Source organism: Fervidobacterium islandicum (genome assembly GCF_000767275.3).
Lineage (GTDB): Bacteria > Thermotogota > Thermotogae > Thermotogales > Fervidobacteriaceae > Fervidobacterium > Fervidobacterium islandicum.
The window spans coordinates 595,458-611,198 of sequence record NZ_CP014334.2 but is presented as its reverse complement, the minus strand read 5'-3'; the positions used below and the strand labels follow the sequence as shown (position 1 = coordinate 611,198).

Annotated in this window: 17 protein-coding genes; 9 read left to right on the top strand and 8 right to left on the bottom strand. The window is 40.2% G+C overall.

The window, feature by feature from the left end; all coding sequences use genetic code 11:
• Window positions 1-11: 11 nt before the first annotated feature.
• From udk to NA23_RS02820, 7 genes are all read left to right on the top strand, one after another.
• On the top strand, window positions 12-617 hold the full coding sequence (gene udk, locus NA23_RS02850; RefSeq protein WP_033191179.1) for a uridine kinase: 606 nt from the start codon (window positions 12-14) through the stop codon (window positions 615-617).
• A gap of 169 nt (window positions 618-786) precedes the next feature.
• Window positions 787-2,079 carry a tRNA (N6-isopentenyl adenosine(37)-C2)-methylthiotransferase MiaB gene (gene miaB, locus NA23_RS02845; protein ID WP_033191180.1) on the top strand — a complete coding sequence of 431 codons (1,293 nt, stop codon included), beginning with the start codon at window positions 787-789 and terminating at the stop codon, window positions 2,077-2,079.
• A 79-nt stretch (window positions 2,080-2,158) separates the two neighbouring features.
• Window positions 2,159-2,899, top strand: coding sequence for a hypothetical protein (locus NA23_RS02840; protein ID WP_236938500.1), 741 nt, complete (start codon window positions 2,159-2,161; stop codon window positions 2,897-2,899).
• Between the two features lie 38 nt (window positions 2,900-2,937).
• The gene (rsmA, locus tag NA23_RS02835) at window positions 2,938-3,762 is read left to right on the top strand and encodes a 16S rRNA (adenine(1518)-N(6)/adenine(1519)-N(6))-dimethyltransferase RsmA (RefSeq protein WP_033191181.1); all 825 of its coding nucleotides are present in this window, start codon (window positions 2,938-2,940) and stop codon (window positions 3,760-3,762) included.
• 20 nt (window positions 3,763-3,782) lie between these two features.
• Entirely contained in the window at window positions 3,783-4,676 is an 894-nt protein-coding gene (locus NA23_RS02830; RefSeq protein ID WP_084384111.1) for a Cof-type HAD-IIB family hydrolase, read from the top strand.
• Window positions 4,639-5,346, top strand: a complete 708-nt coding sequence (locus tag NA23_RS02825; RefSeq protein WP_249477122.1) for a hypothetical protein — start codon at window positions 4,639-4,641, stop codon at window positions 5,344-5,346. Before NA23_RS02830 ends, NA23_RS02825 begins: the two co-directional genes overlap by 38 nt.
• A 73-nt stretch (window positions 5,347-5,419) precedes the next feature.
• On the top strand, window positions 5,420-6,280 hold the full coding sequence (locus NA23_RS02820; RefSeq protein WP_033191182.1) for a bifunctional methionine sulfoxide reductase B/A protein: 861 nt from the start codon (window positions 5,420-5,422) through the stop codon (window positions 6,278-6,280).
• A 25-nt stretch (window positions 6,281-6,305) separates the two neighbouring features.
• On the opposite strand, the gene NA23_RS02815 is transcribed toward NA23_RS02820, so the two are convergent.
• The 7 genes from NA23_RS02815 to thiI form a co-directional block, all read right to left on the bottom strand.
• The gene (locus NA23_RS02815; protein ID WP_033192444.1) at window positions 6,306-7,046 is read right to left on the bottom strand and encodes an SIR2 family NAD-dependent protein deacylase; all 741 of its coding nucleotides are present in this window, start codon (window positions 7,044-7,046) and stop codon (window positions 6,306-6,308) included.
• A 24-nt stretch (window positions 7,047-7,070) separates the two neighbouring features.
• Window positions 7,071-8,366, bottom strand: coding sequence for a flagellar protein export ATPase FliI (fliI, locus tag NA23_RS02810; protein WP_033192445.1), 1,296 nt, complete (start codon window positions 8,364-8,366; stop codon window positions 7,071-7,073).
• 71 nt (window positions 8,367-8,437) lie between these two features.
• Window positions 8,438-9,148 (bottom strand): FliH/SctL family protein, encoded by a 711-nt coding sequence (locus NA23_RS02805; protein ID WP_236938496.1) that lies wholly within the window; start codon window positions 9,146-9,148, stop codon window positions 8,438-8,440.
• 94 nt (window positions 9,149-9,242) lie between these two features.
• The gene (gene ackA, locus NA23_RS02800; RefSeq protein ID WP_033191184.1) at window positions 9,243-10,463 is read right to left on the bottom strand and encodes an acetate kinase; all 1,221 of its coding nucleotides are present in this window, start codon (window positions 10,461-10,463) and stop codon (window positions 9,243-9,245) included.
• Window positions 10,464-10,521: 58 nt separating this feature from the next.
• On the bottom strand, window positions 10,522-11,457 hold the full coding sequence (gene fba / locus NA23_RS02795; RefSeq protein WP_033191185.1) for a class II fructose-1,6-bisphosphate aldolase: 936 nt from the start codon (window positions 11,455-11,457) through the stop codon (window positions 10,522-10,524).
• 136 nt (window positions 11,458-11,593) lie between these two features.
• Window positions 11,594-11,941: a ferritin family protein gene (locus NA23_RS02790; RefSeq protein ID WP_033191186.1), complete on the bottom strand. Its 348-nt coding sequence runs from the start codon at window positions 11,939-11,941 to the stop codon at window positions 11,594-11,596.
• 34 nt (window positions 11,942-11,975) lie between these two features.
• The gene (gene thiI / locus NA23_RS02785) at window positions 11,976-13,151 is read right to left on the bottom strand and encodes a tRNA uracil 4-sulfurtransferase ThiI (protein WP_033191187.1); all 1,176 of its coding nucleotides are present in this window, start codon (window positions 13,149-13,151) and stop codon (window positions 11,976-11,978) included.
• A 198-nt stretch (window positions 13,152-13,349) separates the two neighbouring features.
• Between thiI and NA23_RS02780 the strand changes: the two genes are divergently transcribed.
• Window positions 13,350-13,727 carry a hypothetical protein gene (locus tag NA23_RS02780; protein ID WP_033191188.1) on the top strand — a complete coding sequence of 126 codons (378 nt, stop codon included), beginning with the start codon at window positions 13,350-13,352 and terminating at the stop codon, window positions 13,725-13,727.
• 2 nt (window positions 13,728-13,729) lie between these two features.
• Here NA23_RS02780 and NA23_RS02775 read toward each other — a convergent pair whose 3' ends face one another.
• Window positions 13,730-14,194 carry a YbhB/YbcL family Raf kinase inhibitor-like protein gene (locus tag NA23_RS02775; RefSeq protein ID WP_033191189.1) on the bottom strand — a complete coding sequence of 155 codons (465 nt, stop codon included), beginning with the start codon at window positions 14,192-14,194 and terminating at the stop codon, window positions 13,730-13,732.
• Between the two features lie 213 nt (window positions 14,195-14,407).
• On the opposite strand from NA23_RS02775, the gene NA23_RS02770 reads away from it, so the two are divergent.
• A complete protein-coding gene (locus tag NA23_RS02770; RefSeq protein WP_236938321.1) occupies window positions 14,408-15,607 on the top strand; it encodes an IS110 family RNA-guided transposase in 1,200 nt (399 codons plus the stop codon).
• Window positions 15,608-15,741: the final 134 nt, after the last annotated feature.

Here is a 15,741-nt window from a genome sequence, read left to right as displayed (position 1 = left end):
AGGCGTTGGAAATGTACATAATACTCATTGGAGGGGGAACTGGATCAGGAAAGACAACTGTGGCAAAACGTATCATGGAACGTCTGGGGACTAACAAATGCGTTATGCTTCCCATGGATAATTATTACAGGGACATGTCTCATGTAACTTTAGAAGAAAGAAGGAAATACAACTACGACCATCCAGATATGATCGAACACACACTGATTGTCAAACACGTCAAGGAGCTTTTAACAGGTAAAACAATAGATTTACCAGATTATGATTTTGCACTGTACACAAGGGTAGAAAGTTCTACGAAAATTGAACCAAAACCTATCCTGTTGATTGAAGGCATCTTCGCTCTCTACTACGACGAGCTGAGAGCACTAGCCGACCTGAAAATATATGTCGACACCGAGGGAGATGAAAGATTCATACGAAGGTTGCAAAGAGATATTTTTGAACGTGGGAGAACTATTGAATCTGTCATTGATCAGTATTTGAACACTGTTAAGCCTATGCACGACGCGTACGTCGAACCTACGAAAAAACATGCAGATATTATTATCCCACGTGGTGGATACAACGAAAAAGCCATCGAAGTCGTTGTCGAATACGTTCAAAATTTGATATAGTTTTTATAAACAGGAATTAAGAACGCCCATCGACTTTTAAGAAGATGGGCGTTTTGTGTTTTACAATATACTTTGTTTTGATTGAAATTTTCAGAAAATCAAGTATAATTAGTCTACGAACAAGTATGTGCATAAATATATGTAGTGAGGTGTCTTGGGGAGGTTTGATATGAAGGTTCATATTCACACGTACGGTTGTCAAATGAATGAAAATGATACGGAAATAGCGAAACAATTACTTTTAAATGAAGGACACGAGCTTACCGATAACGAAGACGAAGCTGATGTGGTAATACTGAACACATGCGCCGTGAGAAAAAAGTCAGAAGATAAGGTTTACAGTCACATAGGAAAACTTAGAAAAAAGGGAAAGAAGATAGGTATAATGGGTTGCGTTGCCGATAAAGAGAAAGAAAACCTCTTCAAAAGAGGTGTATCTTTTGTTATCGGTACTCGCGCACTCGCAAAAATGCCCGAAGCTTTATCTGATGCAAAAAATGGAACTAGAAGGATTTATCTCGAAGATACGCTTGATGAAATCCAGTATCATCTCGTTGATACTCGAAGTTCAAAACACCACGCCTGGATAACTATCATATACGGTTGTAACAGGTTTTGCACTTATTGTATAGTGCCGTACACAAGAGGTAGGGAGAAATCAAGACCTATTGAAAGTGTGTTACTTGAGGTGCGTACTCTCGTAGAAAAGGGATACAAGGAATTCACCTTCCTCGGACAAAATGTGGATGCGTATGGAAAAGATTTAAACGATGGTACATCATTAGCTAAATTACTGAGAGAAGCAGGAAAAATAGAAGGTGTGAAAAGACTTTGGTTTTTGACATCCTACCCTACCGATTTTTCTCTTGAAATACCGAAGGCGATGGTCGAGAATCCGAGAATCGCAAAATCCATACATCTTCCCGTACAACATGGTAGTGACAGGATCTTGAAAGCTATGAACCGAAGATACACTCGCAATGAGTACATAGAGCTCATAAATAGCATACGAGAGATCGTCCCAGATGCCTCGATCTCGAGTGACATTATCGTGGGATTTCCTGGTGAGACAGAGGAGGACTTTGAAGCCACCGTTGAACTTGTCAAGACAGTTAAGTTTGAAAGGCTCAACCTAGCGATTTACTCCCCGCGAGAGGGAACAGTTGCCTGGAAGTATCTGAAAGACGACGTGCCTCATAAGATCAAGGTTCGGAGAATGTCTTATCTTTTGAACTTGCAGAAGATGATAAACAGAGAACTCAATGAGGCATACGAAGATAAGACAATTGAGGTAATAGTTGAGGCTCAGGCAAATAACGGTTTGTTTTACGGAAGAGATATACGGAATAAAATTATCTCCTTTGAAGGTTCTCCAGAATTTATTGGAAAAACAGTTGCAGTGAAGGTAACTAAAATCACAGCCGGCCCGCTCTATGGAACGATTGAAAAGGTATTGGAATGAAACTATTCAAACTAAGATTTTCAGATTTCTAATGATTTTTTAAGGTTCTTAGTGTATCATTAAACTGGAGGTGGATAATATGAGCATTATCAAGTCTTCTACAATTGCAAAGTTGTTGTTCATCGGCGTAATGATTTTGACCTTTTCTGCAACGGCATTCGGTATCGAGTACAGAGCGCGTATTGATAACATGGAATTAGGTAGAATACAGGTCGAGTTCACGAAAAACGGATGGATAAGTGTCAGCGAAATACAGTATGGTGAGAAGTACACGATAGAGACGAGAACAGTCTATGGCAAGAACGGTTTTTTTGAAATATACGAGGCGACATTTAAAACAAATGGAGATCTCGTCGCTAAGATTCTCGGCGTGAACAGGGCAGGTAAGACGACGATAACCTTGTACGCGTATTACGATCCAAAATCACCGTCAGTAAAGACATTCACGTTTACAGAGCAAAATATAGTCCTGCTTGATAACAACTTCATCATTCCTCATTTTGAGATGTTGTTAAAGATGCCACAACCACAATTCCAGATCCTCATACCACAAGCACTCTTCAATCCATCGAAGACAGATAAGGCTTCAGGAGTTGCTCAGTTAAAGCGTCTTTCGGAAAATGTATATATGTTGAGTTACGAAGGTACAGACATTAAGATAACCACAGATAAAAGCGGAATAGTGAAGATGGAATACAACAACGGGATAGTTGTAGAAAGAGTCGTTCAAAAGAAGAGTGAACAGGTGGGAAACACAGCAAACAATCCAACAACAAAAAATCAACAAAACGCACAACCGACTTCCAAGGGTGGCAAATAAGTCGAAAAAGTAAAAACTACAGGATGGTGAGTTCTTAACTGAAGACATCGGATTACTTAAAAAAGTACGGAATCACTTTAAAAAAATCGCTTGGGCAGAACTTCTTATCGAACGAGGTTTACGCAAAAAAGATCGTTGAGATATCGCAGATAAAACCAAATGATACCGTACTGGAAATAGGTGCTGGTGCTGGTACTTTAACCGTTGCGCTAGCGGAAACTGGCGCAACAATTTATGCTATAGAAATTGACGAAAGGCTTAAGCCTGTTTTGGAAGAGCGCCTCTTAATCTTTCCAAATGTCCATTTGATTTTTTCTGATTTCTTGGCACTCGATATATCCTTCCTCCCAGATGGTTATAAATGCGTGTCTAATATTCCTTACTACATCACTGCCCCTATACTAAAGAAACTTATTTTTACTCATTTTTCCGCTCTTTTTATCATGATGCAAAAAGAAGTTGGCGAAAGATTGCTTGAAAAAGCGGGCAGTTCAAATAGAGGTTTTCTTACCGTTGTCTTGCAGACTGTTGGGGATATAGAAAAGCTCCTCACAGTTCCCAAAAGTGCGTTCGTTCCTAATCCAGAAGTAGATAGTGTCGTTTTGAAAATAACAAGAAAAACACCGTTTCCGTTTTCAGATGATTCAGAGCTTGAGTCGTTCTGGAAATTTGTTTCCGATAGTTTTGCCCAGAAAAGAAAGACGATATATAATAACCTGAGAGCTTTTGTTCGTGACAATGAGGTACTCGCCATGATGTTAGAAGAAGCAATTATACAACCAACCGCAAGGCCCGAACAACTCACAGAAGAACAATTCTTGTCTTTGTGGAGAATATGGTTGAAGTTAACAGGCGGAAAATGAAGGAATGGAGGGAAGAAGAGTTGAGCAATAAATCAAAGTGCAAAAGAACGTTTGTATTTGATTTGGATGGCACAGTGCTGAATTCTAAAAACGAGTTCCCCAAGGAAACAAAGACTTTAGTCCAGAATATCGTAGGCAACGGTGATAATGTTGTTTTTGCAACTGGAAGAATGCACATATCTGCTAAGAAACTGTTGGACAATGTGTTCGGTGAAGATATATTTCCGATTATTTCATATAACGGAGCAGTTATATACGTTCCGGGCGAAGGGTTTATATACGAAAAGACACTTGATATAGAAACGGCGTATAAAGTGATAGATTTTCTGAGAGAAAAGAACATACACATTCAAACATACGTTGACGACAATCTCTACAGCGAAAAGGACGACGACGAGATAAGGCTTTATGCAAAACATGCGGACGTCCCTTACTATGTTGTAGAAGACCTAAAAGCTCTTGAGCATCCTCCGATTAAGATGCTTGCAATAGCAGAGGAAGCGATTTTGGATTCGCTAATCGAACCTCTTAAAGAAATCGTGGACGGTAAAGCAAATGTTTTCAAAAGTTTCCCAATATTCTTAGACATCGTTCCAGCTGATGCTAATAAAGGTATCGCGTTGAAGTTTCTGGCAGATTATCTGAATTTTGACCTCGGCAGCACTATCGTGTTTGGAGATAACGAGAACGATATTTATATGTTCAAAGTGGCCAGTAAAAGGATCGCCGTTTCGAATGCCGTATGGCGGTTAAAAGAGGTGGCTGACTTTGTTAGTAAATCTAACGAAGAAAATGGTGTTCTTCACGCTTTTGTGCATCTTTTCCCTGAGTATGTTCGGGGAATTGACTTTTCCAGCGGACACACAAACTCCAATATTGTTAACACAACCAGCGACAATAAAGCTGCAGAGTAATGTAATTTGTACATTAAGGCTAGAAGAAATCATCGCTGATGTCAGCTTGCTAACTTTAGGAAGTCTTGGGAATATTTCGCTTGCTCAGGACATTGGAAAATATGTTGGTTGGTATGTGAAATCGAGAGGTTTTTCTTACTACATCGTCGGTCCACTTGACACGCTAAGTATTGATGATGAGGATTACTTTTACCGTGTTAATAAATCTCCTTACATCACCGCCGATGTCTACGAGAAATTTTCAGCAGGACTTTCAATCGCTGGTATCATTCCTGTCTTTGATGGTACGGGAAAAATCGATGCTAACTTAATTTCATCACTTATCACTCGCAAACTCACATATCCCGTATTAGTTGAAGACCAAGGGAAAGCAACCTTGCTTCAAAATCTTGGATACAGAGGTACTTTTATCGTTAGAATTGGTGACAGGTTCACGTTTCTAAATGGATTACCGAAGATGTTATATTGGTCCATTAAACCACCAGAAATTGAATCTTTACGAAGGAGCGTTCTGTTAAATTCGATCATCTACATAAGCCCTGGAGAAATAAATGTAAGGAAACCATTTTCCACGTCAGGTGTCGTAGTTTACTCAGCTGACCAATTTGTAATCTCCGAAGCAAGGATAGCACTCGAAAAAAAGTCTGCACCGGGACGGATTCCTTGGTAAAGTGTCATCTCAATAAATCAAAAAGTTTGAAAGCGAAATTCGGAATAAATCACAAACGAAAAGAGGCAGGAATATGAAAAAGAAGTTTATCAATCCAAATTTGAACGACTTCGAAAAATTTGTCCTTTTTGAAAAGGGAACCGAGCCACCGTTTTCAGGAGAATACGAGAACCATTTCGAAAAGGGCATCTATGTGTGCAAGAACTGTGGTATTCCTCTCTACAATGCTTCCGATAAATTTCATTCTGGATGTGGCTGGCCTGCTTTCGATGATGAAATCCCTGGAGCTGTGTTCAAACAAGTTGATAAGGATGGAATAAGAACTGAAATTGTCTGCGCTTACTGTGGAGCTCACCTTGGACATGTGTTCTATGGAGAAGGATTCACTAAAAAGAACGTACGGCACTGCGTGAATTCTGTTTCACTGAGGTTTATACCAGATGGCCAAAAACCACCCATCGACAGGATGTTTTTTGCCGGTGGTTGCTTTTGGGGTGTTGAACACCTTTTCAAACAATTGCCCGGTGTCGTGGATACAAGGGTTGGATACATGGGAGGGCACTGGCCAAATCCAACTTACGAAAATGTCTGTACAGGATTAACAGGACATCTGGAAACCGTAGAAGTGATATTCGACCCACAAATGATAAGTGAAGAAGAATTAGTTAAGTATTTCTTTGAAATCCACGACTTCACACAGGAAAATGGGCAAGGACCAGACATCGGTGAGCAATACAAAAGCGCTATTTTTTATACAAACGACAAGCAGAAAGAAGTGGCTGAGAGCGTAATAGAAATGCTGAAGAAGAAGTATAAGGTTGCAACTCAGTTAAGAAAAGCATCGACATTTTGGGTTGCGGAGGATTACCACCAGGATTATTACGAGAAAACGGGAAAGGCACCATACTGCCATTTTAGAAGGAAGATATTCTAAGATATTAATAAGCTATATTATTTCATCATTTCAACGAGATGCCAAGAAGTTCAGAAAGTATAATCGAGAATTCCACCAAATCGGTGTCGAATTTAAACGTTGCGTAAGTATCAAGAGGTGTTTCTCCTCTGTTCACGATAACAAGCTTAGCCCCGTTTCTTAGGGCATATATTGGTAGTTGAGCAGCTGGATAAACGACCAGTGAAGTACCTAACGTAATAAACAAATTACTGCTCTCTGCCCACTTTTGAGCTTTTGTAAATTCGTTCATGGGGAGCATTTCTCCAAAGAACGTTATATCAGGCTTTGTGAGTCCGCCACAAGAACACCTGAAGTCGCGAGATAATAAAAATTCTCTATGACTTTCATCAAGAATCTCGTACCTTTTAGCACACTTCAAACAATTCCAAACTCTTACACTACCATGAATTTCAGCTACGTTCTTGCTACCTGCTTTTTGATGCAACCCATCGATGTTTTGAGTGATAACCCCTTTCAGAAGTCCTTTTTCTTCCAGCTTAGCTAACATACGATGGACTTCGTTGGGTTCGGCTTGTAACATCGAAATAAGGCCTTCTTTCGCAAAATTGTAGAACCTGTCTGGGTTTTTATAAAATTGCTCGATGTCAAAAATGTCCTGACCGTACTTTGCATAAAGGCCATTGGGACTTCGAAAGTCTGGGATTCCACTTGGAACACTCACACCTGCCCCCGTTAGGGCAACAACAAATCTTGAATTTTTCAACATCTGGGCAAGTTTTTCAATTTCCACAGAGCATCACCCTTCAGTTCAAACTTTTCTCGCAATGGACAACAAATATTCAACAGTGTCTTCAAACGTCATCTTTTCTCTTATTCCCTGTCTTAGGAATTTATTAATTTCGTCTATAAGCTCCACAGCTTTGTCTATTTTTGGGTTCGTTCCTTTCTTGTATGCTCCAACATCTATAAGATCCTTCGCATCGTTGTACGTAGCAATTACATCTCTCAGCAAACGTGCCGCTTGAAGGTGTTCAGATTTGACCACATCCGTCATCAAACGGCTTATGCTCATCAAAACATCAATGGCTGGATAATGATTCGATTCTGCAAGCCGGCGCGAAAGTATAATGTGTCCATCAACAATACCGCGAACAGTATCTGATATAGGTTCGTTAAAATCATCGGCTTCGACAAGAACTGTGTATATTCCAGTGATGCTTCCTCTGTCCGAATTACCAGCACGTTCAAGAATTTTCGGAAGTTGAGCAAAAACGCTGGGTGGGTAACCTCGGGTTGTTGGAGGTTCACCGATGGCGAGTCCAACTTCACGTTGAGCCATTGCCCATCTTGTTAATGAATCAACCATTAGCATAACAGCGTAACCTTTGTCTCTAAAATATTCAGCTATGGTTGTTGCTGTCAAAAGCGCCTTTATTCTTAGTAATGCGGGCTGGTCTGATGTTGACACTACCACAACCGAGCGTTTTAAGCCTTCTTCACCTAGGTCTTTTTCCATAAATTCCCTAACTTCTCTTCCTCGTTCTCCAATCAGCGCAATGACGTTTATATCAGCCGTTGTATTTCGCGCGATCATTCCAAGAAGGGTACTTTTCCCAACACCACTTCCAGCAAATATACCTATTCTCTGCCCTTTTCCAAGCGTAAGAAATCCGTCGATAGCACGAACTCCAACTGGGAGCGGTTCCAATATCCTTTTCCGAACAAGGGGATTCGGTGCCTCGTTCACAATAGGTCTATATTCTCTAAGAACAAGCCTTCTACCATCGATCGGCCTTCCGAGTGCATCAATAACTCTTCCTTTGAGTTCCTCGCCAACTGGTACACTCACAGTTTTGTTGGTCTTTATAACTTCGCACCCTTTTTTCAAACCTGTTATATCTTCTAAAGGCATTAAGACGGTCATATCCTCTTTAAATCCAACAACTTCAGCGAGAGCTTTCTTGTTTCCGACGATGATTTTACAAAGCTCCCCATAAGCAGCATCAGGTCCTTTTGATTCTATCGTGAGACCGATGATTTTCTGAACCTCTCCGATGTATTCGTATGGGTTTATCTCCCTTACCTTCTCTTCAAACAGTTCCATCAACTTAAACGAATAGCATTTTCTAAAGTTTATGCTCTTATTAGCCATAGGGCTTATCTCCCTCAGAGAATTCATTCTTCTTTCTTGAATATTTCATCAAAAATCTCATCGAGCAAAGTAAGTTGAAATCTCAAAGTCGCGTCAATTGTTCCAAGCTCAGTTTCCGCAATTACACCGTAATCAACTTTATCGTTTAAAATGATTTCGTATCCTTTCGACCTCACATATTCTAGTGTTTCTTCGTCTATAAGTTTCACATCTTTTGGATTAATATGTATCTTAACCTTCGTTGAACCTGCTAAGTGTGTGAGAAGCTTTTCGAATTTTCTCTTCGTCACCTCAGGGTCTACATTTTTCTCTAAAAACTTCTCGACAAGAGTTACAGAAATCGATGTCAATTTTTCACAGTACTCGTTAAAAAAGCTGTTGAATTCCTCTTCGAAAGAACCAAGTAGTTGTTCTATTTGCGCCCTGAAATCCGCAAGCATATTCTTAGCACTCTGCTCTGCTTGTTGGGAAATTAAATTAGCTTTTTGATTTGCTTCTTCAATGATTCTGTTGTACTCTTCCTGAGCTTGGAACAAGATTTGTTGAGCCTGATTTTGAGCTTCTAGCACTATCTGTTCAGCTTCGCGGTTGGCTTTTGCAACAATCTCAAGAAGTTGCTTCTCCTTTTGCTCTTCATGCTCTGTTTTGCCTTCGGAAGGCATATCCGGTTTATTCTCAATCTTTAAAGGAGCATCAAGATAAACGTATCTTTTCTTTATTATCAAACTCCTCACCTTCTCAATTATGTTTTTTCTACCAAAAGAATGTTGGGCACCTGCTTAGTGCCCAACATCTTCACATCTATTATAACACAGAATGTTTTTGTTTTTAATACTCAAGTTGCTTTAAACCTTTTTCTACAATTTCTTTGGTGTCTCTTGCTATCATGAGTTCTTCATTTGTAGGAACCACAAGAACCTTCACTTTTGAATCTGGTGTTGTGATAATTCTTTCTTCACCCTTTATGTTATTTTTCTCATCATCAATTTTTATACCAAGGTATCCAAGATAGTTTTCACAAACCTCTTTTCTTGTAACCGGCGAGTTTTCACCAACACCGGCTGTGAATGCTATTGCGTCAACACCGTTCATTGCTGCCACGTAAGCACCTATGTATTTTGCGATTCTGTATTCGTAAATATCTAATGCAAGTCTGCAAACCGGATCTCCTTCAAGAGCCTTATCCTCTATGTCTCTCATGTCAGAGCTAAAGCCATCGGTCAACCCAAGCACGCCACTTTTTTTGTTGAGAATTGTGTAGACCTCTTCTGCAGTCAAACCTTCTTTTTCCATGAGGAAAGTAACAATCGATGGGTCAATATCTCCACTCCTTGTCCCCATGACCAATCCTTCAAGTGGTGTGAATCCCATTGATGTATCGATACTGTGACCGTTCATAACAGCAGCAATTGAAGCTCCATTACCAAGATGAACAGTAATGATTTTTGATTTGTGGTAGTCAAGTCCAAGAATTTCAGCAGTTCTTCTTGATACATATCTGTGGCTTGTGCCATGGAATCCGTATCTTCTAATTTTGTACTTTTTGTAATACTCGTAAGGTATTGCATAGAGGTACGCTTTCGCAGGCATCTTCGAATGGAATGCGGTATCAAAGACCGCTACGTTTGGGACGCCTGGCAGAAGTTTCATCATAGCTCTGATACCCATTATGTTCGGTGGATTGTGGAGTGGGGCAAGATATGAATATTCTTCGAGTGCTCTCATAACTTCATCATCAATAAGTACTGAACCGGAGAACTTTTCACCACCATGGACAACCCTGTGACCAACAGCATCAATTTCACTAAGGTCTTTTACTCCTCCTACTTTTTCATCAACTACCAACTCAAGTACGTACTTAAGCGCGTCTTCGTGATCTTTCATTGGTCTTTCAACGACAACCTTTTGGTCATCCTTTTTGTGAACAATTCTGCTCCCTGGAATTCCTATCCTTTCAGCAAGTCCTTTACACAAAACTTGCTCTGTATCCATGTCGAGGAACTGGTACTTAATTGAGGAACTTCCACAGTTCACAACTAAGACTCGCACTTGGATCCCTCCTCTATCCTATGTATGTTTGAAACCGTGCAACCATCGCCAAGCAAAGTTATGCCTTTCCTGCGGCTCCAAGGAATTCAAGTCTGTTCATAACAACTTCCTTGACTAACTTCTTGCCTGCTCCAAGATAGTGTCTTGGGTCAAATTCTTTTGGATTTTCTTTCAAAAATTTCCTAAGTCCAGCAATGAACGCAATTCTCAAGTCCGTATCTGTATTGACTTTGTTTATCCCTAGTTCAACACATTTTTTGAGCTGGTCTTCTGGAACTCCCTTTGCACCGCCAAGGTCTGCGCCGTATTCTTCTGCCATCGCTACATATTCTGGCAAAACACTTGAGGCACCATGCAATACAAGCGGTATCTTTGTTAGTTCTTTAACTTTCTTAAGTCTCTCGAAATCGAGCTTTGCTTCTCCTTTGAATTTGAAAGCACCGTGGCTCGTTCCAATAGCCGGGGCTAAGAAATCAACACCTGTTTCCTCTACAAAAATTTTTGCTTGTTCTGGATCAACCAACACCGATTCAGCAGCAACAACGTTATCTTCGACACCTGCAAGCTGACCGAGCTCGGCTTCAACGGATACACCAGCAGCATGAGCTATTTTGACTATTTCCTTTGTCTCTTTCAAGTTTTCTTCGAATGGCTTTTCTGAAGCGTCAATCATAACTGAAGAATAACCTGCTTTTATCGCTGCTATTATATACTCAAAGTGCTTACCATGGTCAAGGTGGAGGGCGATTGGTATATCGACGCTATCGGCAAATAATCTTACTAATTCGACGAAATATCGTGCACCCTTAAATATGTCCCCGTTTCCTGCATATTTTATTGCACCCTCGCTTGTTTCGATAATAAGTGGTGCTCTCTTTTCCAAAGCTCCGTCAAGAATTGCATGGAAGAACTCCATGTTGTTGATGTTGAAAGCAGGAACTGCGTAATACTCTTTACTTGCCTTTTCCAAAATATCCTTGGTGTTCACGTACATGCTTTCCACTCCTTTCAGATAATGAATTTTCTTAGAGGAATTCGAACGCAACCTGAGAAAATTATACCATAATCAAGGAAAAATAAGAAGTTAAAAAGAAAAAGGGGACGCAAGTAAAAGCGCCCCCTTTTTATAATTATTTACTCTTTTTTGTCTGTCTTTTCTTGCCCGCAGACTCTTTGGAGCTAAGTTTTTCTATCTCTTCTTCTACTTCTTCATAACCTTTTTTGTAAAACTCCATCTCATCGGGATCAAGCTCCATAAGCAATCTCAAAAACTCACCTGCGTGAACACGTTCTTCATTTGCTATATCCAGCAACACCTCACGCGCCAACTCGTTGTCCGTTGAATCAGCAAGCTGAGTGTATAGTTGTATCGCTTCATATTCAGCTGCTATCATAAACCTGATCGCCCTTACCAATTCTTCCTTTGTTAATTTTCTTTCATACTTCTGCCCACTAAATGCGTTTGAAAATTCCGGCATGTTTATCGCCTCCTTTTAATACAATGTGAGTGCCTCATTGTTCTTCATTCACTATTCTATAACTCTTCCTTGATTTAAACGCTTCAAACTCCAGTTCATGCAACTTTTCAAGCTTAGCTTCTAGCCCTTTCAGTTCATTTATGTTAGCTCTTGTCACCGGATGCTTTGGTGCAAACGCAACGCAACTATCAATGTACGGCTGAATCGATATTTCAAAAGTTCCTATCTCTTTTGCCTTCTTCGTGATTTCCACTTTATCAAAGCCTACGAGAGGCCTTAACACAATAAGTGAACTTGCTTCTTCTATGGCTGCCATGTTTTCTATCGTTTGACTTGCAACCTGTCCAAGATTTTCGCCTGTGATGAGTGCTTTTGCCTTTACCCTTCGCGCGATCATACTCGCAATCCTCATCATAGACCTTCTTTGGAGTATCAATGAATACTCATCGGGCGCATTTTCTTTTATGTAAGTTTGAACTTCAGTCAGCGGGACGATCCACATCCTCAGCCCATTTGGCAAGTATTTACTCAGAACTGTTCCTACACTCAGGATTTTCTCTTCAGATTTCTCAGTTGTTAAAGGTGGACTTAGGAATGTAATTGTCTGAATTTCTAATCCCCTACGCATCGCGTACCATCCTGCAACAGGGCTATCAATTCCACCGCTTAAAAGTAACAGAGCCCTGCCCGATACACCTACAGGCAAACCACCTGCAGATTGTATTTTCCCTGAGAATACGAAGATCTCCTTTTCCCTCACATCGATCCCAATTTCAAATTCTGGATTGTGGACGTCTACTTTCAAGTGAGGAAAGGCATCGAGTACGTACGCCCCAAACTCCCGGTTAATCTCAAGACTTGTCAATGGGAAATCTTTGTAGCCTCTTTGTGTGTTGATTTTAAACGTCTTCAGTCCTTCATCTACATGTTTTTTTGCTAAATCAAGAACCACACGCCTCAGTTCTTCCAAATCATGTCCAACGGCATATCCCAAACTGTAGTTTTGAATACCAAAAACATAATGTAACCGCTCTAAAATTACCTCAGGATCATTCCTCCCGATGCGAACTATTATCCTTCCGTACCTTTTGTTCACTGCGGCAGGTCTGACAATCTTCAGGATGTTATCGATCAGTTTTTTCTCAAACCATTCCCTGTTTTTTCCCTTCAAACCTATCTCTGAATACCTTACAACAACGACAGATTCCACAAAATCCCTCCAAGTTTTCTATTTTGGTGGATCAACCAACTTTAATTTTACCACTTGCTTTTGATAATGAAAAGGTTCTGAAAGTTTAATACTCGTTCAGTTTCGAAATATGTTAAACGAAACACGCGTTTCAGAAGTCTAATCAATTGAGATGAAAATGTAAAGAATAAACCTACCTTCATTCGGGGAGGTGCTTTTATGTATGCTGGTATCGAAATGCTTATTACGCTCGTTCTCTTTGTACCTGTAATCATTTTCATTGGAACTGTAGGCTATGAACTTCAGGTTGAAGATTTTTCATTAATTGCTGAAGCCGTCACCAGATTGCTACCGGTCCCACAAAGCCTTTCAGACGTCTACTTCGAATTAAGAGCCTTCGGAGCTTATCGATTCCTAAACGTTGGTCCATTTTACCTAAAATTCAACTTGGGGCAGATTTCTTTCTTGTTTTCTGAGAACACCTTTCAATTTGCCCTACTTCCAAGGGTCGGTGGCACGCTTGAATTCTACAACCTGAGAATAAGCGCAAACTACATCAACAAAACATTTGTTGGAGGTTTCTACTTGAGATTCTGACTCTATCTTCTTTCGTATAACCCAATGAGCTCAGCTTGTGCGATGATCTTACCACTGAGCGCCTTTTCAAGGTCCTTTTTCGTAACTTTCCCCTTCAGCTCCAAGAAGGTATTCACTGCGTAAACCTTGAAGTGGTAATGATGAACACCGTGACCTTTTGGTGGACATGGGCCATTGTATCCAATCCTTCCAAAATCGTTGTATCCTTGCATTGCGCCGTTTGGCAGCTTTTCAACCTTTTGAAGTCCTTCTGGTATTTTCATTGTTGAATCTGTAACTGGGTAATTCCAAAGCACCCAGTGAACAAAGATGCCTATTGGTGCGTCCGGGTCGTCGCATATTATTGCTATTGTCTTCGCACCATCTGGTATGTTGGAAATGGCCAATTCAGGATTGATATCCTGCCCTTCACAAGCATATTTATTGGGTATAAAGTCTCCGTTTTTAAAGACAGAGGTAACTATCATACGTTTCACCTCCTACATAAAAATATGGTATAAATAATTTAGCTTAAAAAAATTGAGGGCAGGACAACTTATGTCACCTTGGCTTTTAAGCCATTTAAGGAGTCTGTTGCCTGCCTTTAACCATGATTAGTTGGTTGGGCTTTCAGCCCTCGTCAGCATGGAGGATTGGTTCAGCAGGCTCCCTGCCCTCATCATTCGAAAGGAGGATTTTTCATGGATAACTTCCCTGTTTTCGTCGGCATCGATGTTTCCAAGGATAAGTTCAACGTCTGCGCTATCTCTAATCCCAGTTCCATCATCTTCGAATCTTCTTTCGATATGTCCCAGCAAGGCTTTTCCTCCTTCGCAAACAAACTCTCTGCCTTCCCAAAACAATCCATCATCATCGCTATGGAATCTACTGGCTGTTATCATCTCAACCTTCTGGCTTTCCTTTCTTCCAACGACTTTGCTTGCGCTGTTTTTAATCCTCTAACTGTTAAAAACTTTGCTTCTCTTCGAAAGACCAAAACCGACAAAATCGATGCTCGCATTATCGCTACTGCTTTGTTTTACCTACAACATCAAATTCCTTCTTCTGCTTTTGTCAACTCTGAGCTTCGTGATATTGTCAGAGCACGCGAAAACATTATCCACCGCATCGCAAAAGTTAAAGACAATATCGAAAAACTGCTCAACGTTCTTTTCCCTGAACTCGAAAGAGTTACCAATATCTACAGTGACACTATCCTCAATCTTCTTTCTCATTTCCCTTCTGCCAAGGCTATTCAAAAGGCTCGTAATCTGGATGTGTTCTTTTCCAAAGACCGTGGCAGAAGTACAAAACTTAATGCTCAAAAACTTAAAGAACTCGCTAATAACTCGATTGCTCAATATTGGCCGATGAAAGAAAAGATTCTTGTGCAAAATATCAAAGAACTACAATTTTTACAGCAACAGCTTGAAGAATACGACAAGATGATGAAAGAATATTGCGAATGTAGTGCGATAAACCTTGATATCGAGATACTCACGTCAATACCAGGTATTGGTGAAAACAGCGCGATGCATTTCTTGGCAGAAGTTGGAGATATCTCAAGATTTAGTACATACAAAAAACTCATTGCGTATTGTGGACTCGATCCAAGCATTGCCCAATCAGGCAAAAGCAAAGTAGAAGGACACATATCGAAAAGGGGCAATGCCCACCTAAGACGAATACTATGGCTAATGGCAGTGAGTGTAGTGATTCACAACGAATATTTCCGAACATACTATGAACGAAAAAGGCAGCAAGGTATACCGTACAAAAAAGCGATAATGTCAGTAGTACACAAGTTATTGCGAACGTTGTACGCAATGTTGAGAAAGAAAGAGAAGTTCAATATTGATTATGCTATCTCACACTCAAAACAAAAATTTAATTTTGCATAGTTGACTCCTTTTTTTGCTTAGGTACTGATGCACTTGAGAATAGAGAATCCATGATGAAGATCCCAACAATTGCCAAAATCAATAATAGCATTCTTGAAATTTTATGAAGACCACTTCTTGGTTTCAGGAGGACC

Excerpts from the sequence above, each read along its gene's own strand:
- udk (WP_033191179.1), top strand. The coding sequence starts at position 12 with ATGTACATAATACTCATTGGAGGGGGAACTGGATCAGGAAAGACAACT.
- miaB (WP_033191180.1), top strand. The coding sequence starts at position 787 with ATGAAGGTTCATATTCACACGTACGGTTGTCAAATGAATGAAAATGAT.
- NA23_RS02840 (WP_236938500.1), top strand. The coding sequence starts at position 2,159 with ATGAGCATTATCAAGTCTTCTACAATTGCAAAGTTGTTGTTCATCGGC.
- NA23_RS02820 (WP_033191182.1), top strand. The coding sequence starts at position 5,420 with ATGAAAAAGAAGTTTATCAATCCAAATTTGAACGACTTCGAAAAATTT.
- fliI (WP_033192445.1), bottom strand. The coding sequence starts at position 8,366 with ATGGAACTGTTTGAAGAGAAGGTAAGGGAGATAAACCCATACGAATAC.
- fba (WP_033191185.1), bottom strand. The coding sequence starts at position 11,457 with ATGTACGTGAACACCAAGGATATTTTGGAAAAGGCAAGTAAAGAGTAT.
- NA23_RS02790 (WP_033191186.1), bottom strand. The coding sequence starts at position 11,941 with ATGCCGGAATTTTCAAACGCATTTAGTGGGCAGAAGTATGAAAGAAAA.
- NA23_RS02780 (WP_033191188.1), top strand. The coding sequence starts at position 13,350 with ATGTATGCTGGTATCGAAATGCTTATTACGCTCGTTCTCTTTGTACCT.
- NA23_RS02775 (WP_033191189.1), bottom strand. The coding sequence starts at position 14,194 with ATGATAGTTACCTCTGTCTTTAAAAACGGAGACTTTATACCCAATAAA.
- NA23_RS02770 (WP_236938321.1), top strand. The coding sequence starts at position 14,408 with ATGGATAACTTCCCTGTTTTCGTCGGCATCGATGTTTCCAAGGATAAG.